The 8,340-nt window shown below is 39.8% G+C and carries 9 protein-coding genes; 8 read left to right on the forward strand and 1 reads right to left on the reverse strand.

Features of this window, described 5'->3' with window-relative positions:
- From A3IK_RS0114885 to A3IK_RS0114920, 8 genes are all read left to right on the forward strand, one after another.
- Window positions 1-330: IS3 family transposase (locus tag A3IK_RS0114885; protein ID WP_026220970.1), on the forward strand; the 330-nt coding region annotated here is incomplete at its 5' end.
- Window positions 331-580: 250 nt separating this feature from the next.
- Window positions 581-1,747 carry a nucleotide sugar dehydrogenase gene (locus A3IK_RS0114890; protein ID WP_020560783.1) on the forward strand — a complete coding sequence of 389 codons (1,167 nt, stop codon included), beginning with the start codon at window positions 581-583 and terminating at the stop codon, window positions 1,745-1,747.
- Between the two features lie 66 nt (window positions 1,748-1,813).
- On the forward strand, window positions 1,814-3,094 hold the full coding sequence (tviB, locus tag A3IK_RS0114895; RefSeq protein WP_020560784.1) for a Vi polysaccharide biosynthesis UDP-N-acetylglucosamine C-6 dehydrogenase TviB: 1,281 nt from the start codon (window positions 1,814-1,816) through the stop codon (window positions 3,092-3,094).
- A 52-nt stretch (window positions 3,095-3,146) separates the two neighbouring features.
- Window positions 3,147-4,181, forward strand: a complete 1,035-nt coding sequence (locus A3IK_RS0114900; protein ID WP_020560785.1) for an NAD-dependent epimerase/dehydratase family protein — start codon at window positions 3,147-3,149, stop codon at window positions 4,179-4,181.
- Window positions 4,181-6,001, forward strand: coding sequence for an ABC transporter ATP-binding protein (locus A3IK_RS19680; protein WP_020560786.1), 1,821 nt, complete (start codon window positions 4,181-4,183; stop codon window positions 5,999-6,001). The genes A3IK_RS0114900 and A3IK_RS19680 overlap by 1 nt, the downstream gene beginning before the upstream one ends.
- Window positions 5,994-6,992 (forward strand): UDP-N-acetylglucosamine 4,6-dehydratase (inverting), encoded by a 999-nt coding sequence (pseB, locus tag A3IK_RS0114910; protein WP_020560787.1) that lies wholly within the window; start codon window positions 5,994-5,996, stop codon window positions 6,990-6,992. Before A3IK_RS19680 ends, pseB begins: the two co-directional genes overlap by 8 nt.
- A 1-nt stretch (window position 6,993) precedes the next feature.
- Window positions 6,994-7,818, forward strand: a complete 825-nt coding sequence (locus A3IK_RS0114915) for a class I SAM-dependent methyltransferase (RefSeq protein WP_020560788.1) — start codon at window positions 6,994-6,996, stop codon at window positions 7,816-7,818.
- A gap of 19 nt (window positions 7,819-7,837) precedes the next feature.
- Window positions 7,838-8,143 carry a hypothetical protein gene (locus tag A3IK_RS0114920; RefSeq protein WP_020560789.1) on the forward strand — a complete coding sequence of 102 codons (306 nt, stop codon included), beginning with the start codon at window positions 7,838-7,840 and terminating at the stop codon, window positions 8,141-8,143.
- Here the strand turns inward: A3IK_RS0114920 and A3IK_RS21790 are convergent.
- The coding region (locus tag A3IK_RS21790; protein WP_425425446.1) for a transposase at window positions 8,098-8,340 on the reverse strand (243 nt) is incomplete at its 5' end. The two genes, A3IK_RS0114920 and A3IK_RS21790, sit on opposite strands and share 46 nt — an antisense overlap.

The raw sequence follows: 8,340 nt of genomic DNA on the forward strand, positions 1-8,340 counted from the left end.
AGGAATCCCCCGTCTGGCCTGATGTTTCATAGTGATCAAGGCTCGCAATACACCAGCCAACGCTTTGGTAACTTATTGAAACAGCATGGTATACAAGCCTCGATGAGTGGAGTGGGTGCCTGCTGGGATAATGCCGTGGTGGAGCGTTTTTTTGGTAGTTTGAAGAACGAATGGTTATTAAAGGTCAACCACCTGACCCGACAAGCCATGAAAGAGGATGTGGAGGACTATATTCGTTATTACAACCATGAGCGTTTACATACGGCTAATGGTAATCAAACGCCAGTGGAGTTTGAGTTGTCTCAATTAAATCTGTCAGGGATTGCTTGACCAGAACAGTATATCTAGTTTAGAGAAATAAGTTTTTGTGGGTTAATGTTGCTTGGCATTAGGTCGCTTTATGCCAGTCTGATAAATATATCTGAATCTTACATGAACCTTCTGAAGTAGAAGCAAGACATAGATACAAACTCATGTAGAATGACACGCTTGTTTTGATTTCCCCCGATACCTAGAATGACAAGGTAGGGCGGTAGCATGTCTAAAATCCTTTACTATCTAACACAATAAAAAATAAATTATGAAGATTACTATTGCGGGCACAGGTTATGTCGGTCTCTCTAATGCAATGCTACTAGCCACTAACCATGAGGTCGTGGCATTAGATATTGTGGAGTCTAAGGTTCAACAATTAAATCAAGGTATTAGCCCCATTGCTGATGTCGAAATTGAAGCCTTTCTTAAACGGGATGATCTGAATTTTCGTGCTACCCTAGATAAAATAGATGCTTATGCCAATGCCGATTTTGTGATTATTGCAACCCCCACTGACTATGACACTGAGAGCAATTATTTCAATACCCGCTCCGTAGAAGCCGTGATTCGTGATGTGATAGCACTGAATCCGCAAGCGGTGATGGTAATTAAATCGACGGTTCCTGTGGGGTATACACAACGCATTAAAGAGCAAACCGGTAGTCAAAATATTATTTTCTCGCCCGAATTTTTACGTGAAGGTCGGGCTTTGTATGATAACTTGTACCCTTCGCGGATTGTGGTCGGGGAGCGCTCTGAGCGTGCTCAGGTCTTTGCTGGCTTATTACAGCAAGGCGCGGTTAAGAAAGATGTACCCGTTTTACTCACCGACTCGACCGAAGCCGAAGCGATCAAGCTATTTGCCAATACTTACTTGGCGATGCGAGTTGCTTACTTTAATGAGTTAGACACCTATGCCGCGACCCATGGTCTAGATACAAAGCAAATTATCCAAGGTGTTAGTTTAGATCCTCGTATTGGCAATCACTATAATAACCCCTCGTTTGGCTATGGTGGTTACTGTTTACCTAAAGATACCAAACAGTTACTCGCTAACTATAGTGAAGTCCCTCAGAATCTGATCCGTGCGATTGTCGATTCCAACAGTACCCGTAAAGATTTTATTGCCGATAGCATTATTGCTAAAAATCCACGTGTAGTCGGTATTTATCGCCTGATCATGAAAGCTGGATCTGATAATTTCCGAGCCTCTAGTATTCAAGGGATTATGAAGCGCATTAAGGCCAAAGGGATTGATGTTGTGGTGTATGAGCCGGTGCTTGAAGAAGAGACTTTTTTCCGCTCAGCCGTGATTCGTAATCTGGATGCATTCAAGCAAATGAGTGATGTGATTGTAGCGAATCGGATGGTGGATGATTTGCGTGATGTGGCGGATAAGGTTTATACGCGGGATTTGTTTGGCAGTGATTAAAATACACCTAATTTATCCTACCAAACTACCCACAAAAATATTATTAACTTTTCAGCAAACCCCTTAATGATGAAACCTCTTGAACAATCCACCTTGGCAATCATTGGCTTAGGTTATGTCGGCTTACCATTAGCTGTAGAATTTGGAAAACTTCTCCCTACGATCGGCTTTGATATTAACAAAACACGAATCGAAGAACTTAAAGGTGGAAATGACCATACGCTGGAAACCACATCAGAAGAGTTACAGGCTGCCAAACAGCTACGCTACACCACACAGTTGGAAGATTTGCGTGATGCCAATGTTTTTATTGTGACAGTACCAACACCCATTGATGAGCATAAACGTCCTGATCTAACACCTTTAATTAAAGCTAGTGAAAGTTTGGGTAAAGTCATTAAAAAGGGTGACATAGTCATTTATGAATCTACCGTTTATCCGGGTGCTACTGAAGAGGATTGTATTCCTGTCATTGAGCGTATTTCAGGGCTGATTTTTAATGTGGATTTCTTTGCTGGCTACTCACCAGAGCGGATTAACCCTGGAGACAAGGAACATCGCCTGCCAACTATTAAAAAGGTAACCTCTGGCTCTACCCCTGAAGTCGCTAACTTTGTAGATACACTTTATCAACGGATTATTACGGCTGGTACACACAAAGCTAGCAGTATTAAAGTTGCTGAAGCAGCTAAGGTAATTGAAAATACCCAGCGTGACTTAAATATTGCACTAATTAATGAACTAGCAGTGATCTTTAACCGCATGGGTATTGATACTGAGGCTGTGTTGCAGGCAGCTGGTACTAAATGGAACTTTCTACCTTTTCGCCCCGGTTTAGTGGGTGGGCACTGTATTGGGGTCGATCCTTATTATTTAACTCATAAAGCGCAATCCATAGGCTATCATCCCGAAGTTATTCTAGCTGGACGGCGCATCAATGATGGCATGGGTGCTTATGTAGTTTCCCAGTTAGTTAAGGCCATGGTAAGGCGACGCATTCAGGTAGAAGGTGCAAGAGTGCTGATTATGGGTTTAACTTTTAAAGAAAACTGCCCAGATTTACGCAATACTCGTGTGGTGGATATTCTCAAGGAATTGCATGAGTACAATATTACAGCCGATGTTTACGATCCATGGGTATCTGTGGAAGAGGCTCAACTCGAATATAATGTAACCCCTCTTTTACACTTGGAAAAAGGTAAGTATGACGCGGTTATTTTAGCTGTAGCGCATCAAGAGTTTCGCCAAATGGGTATAGAGGCTATCCGTGAGCTTGGCCAAACAACACATATTATATACGACCTGAAATATTTGTTTCCCGCCGAAGCAACAGATCTGAGACTATAAATCCTAGTCTCCTAACCCACCAAAAAGAAAGAAAACAAGAGATATAGTTTTTATGAGTGCCTACGAAAACTTATTGGATACTCTGCCTTCGCAACCCAAAACTTGGCTTATCACAGGCGTTGCGGGATTTATTGGTTCTAATCTGCTAGAAACATTATTGAAACTAAACCAGAAGGTAGTAGGACTAGATAATTTCGCAACGGGTTATCAACATAATCTGGATGAAGTACAGAGTATTGTCAGTAGTGAGCAATGGAAAAATTTCCAGTTTATTCATGGTGATATTCGCCACTTACACGATTGCCAAGCAGCATGTGCGGGGGTGGATTATGTGTTGCATCAAGCAGCACTAGGTAGTGTGCCGCGCTCATTGGCAGACCCAATCACCACAAATAGTACCAATATTGATGGCTTTTTAAATATGTTGGTAGCGGCAAGGGATACAAAAGTCAAACGTTTTGTGTATGCGGCCTCTAGCTCTACCTATGGAGATCACCCTGCTCTACCTAAAATTGAAGAAAATATTGGTAAACCCTTGTCACCGTATGCGGTGACTAAATATGTAAATGAATTATATGCTGATGTGTTTGCACGAGCATATGGGTTTAATACGATTGGTTTACGTTATTTTAATGTTTTTGGCAAACGTCAAGATCCGAATGGCGCATATGCAGCCGTAATTCCAAAGTGGATTGCTAGTATGATTAAGAATGAGCCTGTGTACATTAATGGTGATGGCGAGACCAGCCGTGACTTTTGTTATATCGATAATGTGGTACAGGCAAACTTGCTAGCGGCGACTACAGAAAATATTAGTGCGACGAATCAAGTCTATAATGTGGCCGTAGGTGAACGTACTACACTAAATGAGTTATTCTGGTATTTGCATGAAAACTTGCTACCACATTTTGTACATCTACAGGGATTTAAACCAAAATATCAGGATTTTCGGACGGGTGATATACGGCATTCATTGGCAGACATAGGCAAAGCATCAAGATTGTTGGGATATTCACCTAGCCATCGGATTAGGGAGAGCCTAAAAATTGCTATGCAGTGGTACTTAGGTATTATAGAGAATTACTAATGCAAATTGAGTCAAACACTATTCAATCTTTGCTTGCGCGTCTTTGGCAACATATTAACCCTCGCCGCCGCCGTCAATTTAGTTTATTACTTCTATTAATGGTGTTAGCCTCGTTTGCTGAAATCATTAGTGTAGGTACGGTTTTACCATTTCTTAGTGTTTTGACTGCACCAGAACAAGTCTTTACACACCCAGCAGCTCAACCTTTTATTAAAGTACTAGGCTTGAATAATCCGGAACAACTATTGTTACCGTTGACTGTTGCTTTTGGACTAGCTGCAATTATTGCTGGAATAATGCGCTTAGTATTGTTATGGGCAAGTACTCGTCTGTCTTTTGCGACGGGTGCCGATTTAGGCATTAATATTTACCGCCGTACTCTATATCAACCCTATACAGTGCATTGTACACGTAATAGTAGCGAAGTCATTACTGGTATTTCAACCAAAGCCAATCAGGTTATCTATCAAACTATTGTCCCAACCCTGACCTTAATCAGCTCCAGTGTTATGCTGATTGTTATTTTAGCAGCGTTATTCATGGTAAACCCTATGATTGCACTGATCGCATTTGGGGGGTTTGGTTCAATTTATGCGTTGATTATTCGTCTGACTCGTAAACGTCTGCTAATAGGTAGCCAACGTATTGCACGGGAATCCACCCAAGTGATTAAGTCTTTACAAGAAGGATTAGGAGGAATCCGTGATGTACTGATTGATGGTAATCAGGCAACTTATTGTCAAGTTTATCGTAATGCTGATTTGTTGCTGCGACGCGCTCAAGGTAGTAATTTATTTATTAATAGTAGCCCACGTTTTGGTATGGAAGCATTAGGCATGTTGCTGATTGCCTCGCTAGCTTATGTATTGGCTCAACAAACTGATGGTATAGCCAAAGCAGTACCTGTATTAGGGGCTTTAGCGTTAGGAGCTCAACGCTTGTTACCCGTATTACAACAAGCCTATAGCGCATGGTCACAGATTAGAGGTGGGCAAATTTCATTGCAAGATACCATTGCATTACTAGAACAACCTCTTCCTATTCATGCTGATACTCCTGTGAGTAAAGCTCTAACCTTTCAAAATGACATTAAACTTCAGCAATTAGCATTCCGCTATAGTACAGGAGCACCTTGGATTTTAAGAAAGATCGATATTACGATTCCCAAAGGTAGTCGTGTCGGTTTTATTGGTGCAACTGGCAGCGGTAAAAGCACCTTGATTGATATTATCATGGGATTGTTGCCACCTACTGAAGGAGCGTTGATTATTGATGGTCAGCTCATCACAACAGAAAATCAACGAGCTTGGCAACAACACATTGCCCATGTTCCTCAGAGTATTTTTTTAGCAGATAGTACAGTGGCAGAAAATATTGCATTTGGTATCCCTAAAGAACAGATTAATCATGAGCGTGTTCGATTAGCAGCACAACAATCACAAATCGCTGAGAGTATTGAAAGTTGGCCTGAACAATATGAAACTTTTGTTGGTGAGCGTGGAATTCGTTTATCTGGCGGGCAGCGACAACGCATTGGAATTGCTCGCGCACTTTACAAACAAGCAAACATTATTGTGTTCGATGAAGCTACGAGTGCTTTGGATACTGAAACGGAGCAGGCTGTCATGCAGGCGATTGAAAATCTCAGCCGAGATCTCACCCTAATTATTATTGCACATCGACTAACAACCTTAAAAAACTGTACACAAATTATGGAATTGGGAGGTGGCTACATTAAACGTATCGGTAGTTACCAAACTATTATCAATAATCCTAAAGCTATTCAGGCAAACAATAAGGATCAACAGACTCATGCTTAGTCACTCATCCATTCTTGTCACAGGTGGCACAGGCTCTTTCGGTCACACCTTTATTCCGATGACTTTGGAGAAATATAATCCAAAAAAAATTATTGTCTACTCCCGCGATGAGATGAAACAATGGGAAATGGCAAAGCTATTTCAAGATGATCCGCGAGTACGTTTCTTTATTGGTGATGTGCGAGATAAGGATCGTCTATACCGTGCTTTAGATGGGATCGATTATGTTGTTCATGCTGCGGCAACTAAGATTGTACCTATAGCAGAGTATAATCCCTTTGAGTGTATAAAGACCAATATCAATGGTGCCATGAATCTGATTGATGCATGTATTGATAAAGGTGTGAAACGAGTAGTTGCGTTATCTACGGATAAAGCGAGTAGCCCTGCTAATTTGTATGGAGCTACTAAACTAGCTTCAGATAAATTATTTGTAGCTGGTAATTCTTATAGTGGTGGGAAAAAAACACGCTTTGCTGTAGTACGCTATGGTAATGTTATGGGATCACGTGGTTCTGTTATTCCTTTTTTCCTATCAGTTGCTGACAAAGGTACCTTGCCAATCACTGATGCTCGTATGACTCGCTTTATGATTACTCTAGAACAGGGAGTAGAGTTGGTTTGGCATGCTTTTGAAGATATGATAGGAGGGGAAATCTATGTTAAAAAAATCCCATCTATGAAAGTGACTGATATTGCTTATGCCGTTGCACCAAATGCCGAACAGCAGATAATTGGTATCCGTCCCGGAGAAAAATTACATGAGCAGATGATCAGTACGGAGGATGCTTATCATACTTATCAGTATCCTAATCACTTCAAAATATTACCCGCCATTCACAATTGGAGTACTGATCCTAGTCGGATCAAAGATGGAGTAAAAGTACCTGAAGATTTTGTTTATGAGAGTAATAGTAATAGTGAATGGATGAATATTGAAACATTGAAAAACTGGATTACATACAATAAGAATAAAATAGGAAACATTTAATATGAGTATTTTATTTGAAAAAATAGAAAGTATTTCTGATTTTTTAGATTGGTCAATAGCTAACTCTGCACTATTAGGAAACTCTGAAAGAAATACTTTTGAGCGATATTATCAATCATATATAAAAAAATTCCACAAACATACAAAAAAACATTATAGATCTCAAACTATCGAAATTACAAATTATATAAAAAGTGATACTAAAATACTTGAAATAGGTTCAGGTTGTGGTACTGAGTCGTTATGGTTTGCTTTAAATGGTGCTGATATTACATCTATAGATATAAACCCTGAACGCATCGAGGTTGCAAAAGCAAGAAAAAAAATACTAGAGGATATTCTTCAAAAAAAATTAAAAGTTGAATTCAAACTTTGCTCTGCATTTGATCTAGATATTGAAGGTATGCATCATAATTTTGATATTATATGGATGGAGCAAGCATTCCATCACATAGAACCCAGAACAGATTTTTTAAAACTATTAACCAAGATAGTAAAGAAAGATGGGTTAGTTATATTTTCAGAGTCTAATGCTTGGAATCCTCTAATACAATTTTCACTCTTTTTACAAAGGGGGTTTAAGACGATAATTTATAAGAAAACTGCCCATGGTATAGTCGCTATATATGGTAACGAAAGAATAATTACTCCACTATCATTGAAGAAAAATTTAATAAACAATGATTTTCGCGTAATAAGCAATCGCTATTTTAGATTATACCCAAATAAAGGAATTCCTGAAACTCTATTAAAATTAGAGGATCTAATGCCGCAATGGGCAATACCTTTCTTTACCCATTATAATTTTGTCTTTCAAAAAAAATAGTAATAAAGAGGTGCCTGATATGTCTCCACCACTTAAAGAGTTTTTTATTTCGCCAAAGCTAAAAGGGCAAAGGAACTACATTACTGGAGCTGATATTTTTAATGAAGTTAATAACTGTATTAGTAATATCATAAAACCTCCATTACGGCTCACATTTAAAAAACCAACTCAATCTAGATTAAAATGCTGTTTATATAATACCACTGACTTCAAAGATGAAGATGCTATTGGGTTTCTCAGTTTTGGAGAGGCTAAAGATCAGGGCAATCGCTTGAATCTTTATTGGTGTAGAGGAATAAGTGGCTCCAAGAGTTCGGCGAGATAATCGGTTGACCAAGCGGCCTGCTTTCGTCGTACTTTGAGACTATGCTTATTCGTCTGGTTGTATCGAAGTAAGTTGGTGGCCATCTGGCGCAGGAGGGAGAAATTGTGAGCGCCATCGCTGGTACGATTACGTGCCAGATCCTCACGCATCAGCACATCCAAGACCCAATGGAGTCGATTCTCAATCCCCCAATGGGA

The sequence above is a fragment of the Thiofilum flexile DSM 14609 genome, assembly GCF_000380185.1.
Lineage (GTDB): Bacteria > Pseudomonadota > Gammaproteobacteria > Thiotrichales > Thiotrichaceae > Thiofilum > Thiofilum flexile.

Bases quoted from the DNA above. Each gene is read 5' to 3' on its own strand.
- A3IK_RS0114900 (WP_020560785.1), top strand. From the start codon at position 3,147: ATGAGTGCCTACGAAAACTTATTGGATACTCTGCCTTCGCAACCCAAA.
- pseB (WP_020560787.1), top strand. From the start codon at position 5,994: ATGCTTAGTCACTCATCCATTCTTGTCACAGGTGGCACAGGCTCTTTC.
- A3IK_RS0114915 (WP_020560788.1), top strand. From the start codon at position 6,994: ATGAGTATTTTATTTGAAAAAATAGAAAGTATTTCTGATTTTTTAGAT.
- A3IK_RS0114890 (WP_020560783.1), top strand. From the start codon at position 581: ATGAAGATTACTATTGCGGGCACAGGTTATGTCGGTCTCTCTAATGCA.
- tviB (WP_020560784.1), top strand. From the start codon at position 1,814: ATGATGAAACCTCTTGAACAATCCACCTTGGCAATCATTGGCTTAGGT.
- A3IK_RS19680 (WP_020560786.1), top strand. From the start codon at position 4,181: ATGCAAATTGAGTCAAACACTATTCAATCTTTGCTTGCGCGTCTTTGG.
- A3IK_RS0114920 (WP_020560789.1), top strand. From the start codon at position 7,838: ATGTCTCCACCACTTAAAGAGTTTTTTATTTCGCCAAAGCTAAAAGGG.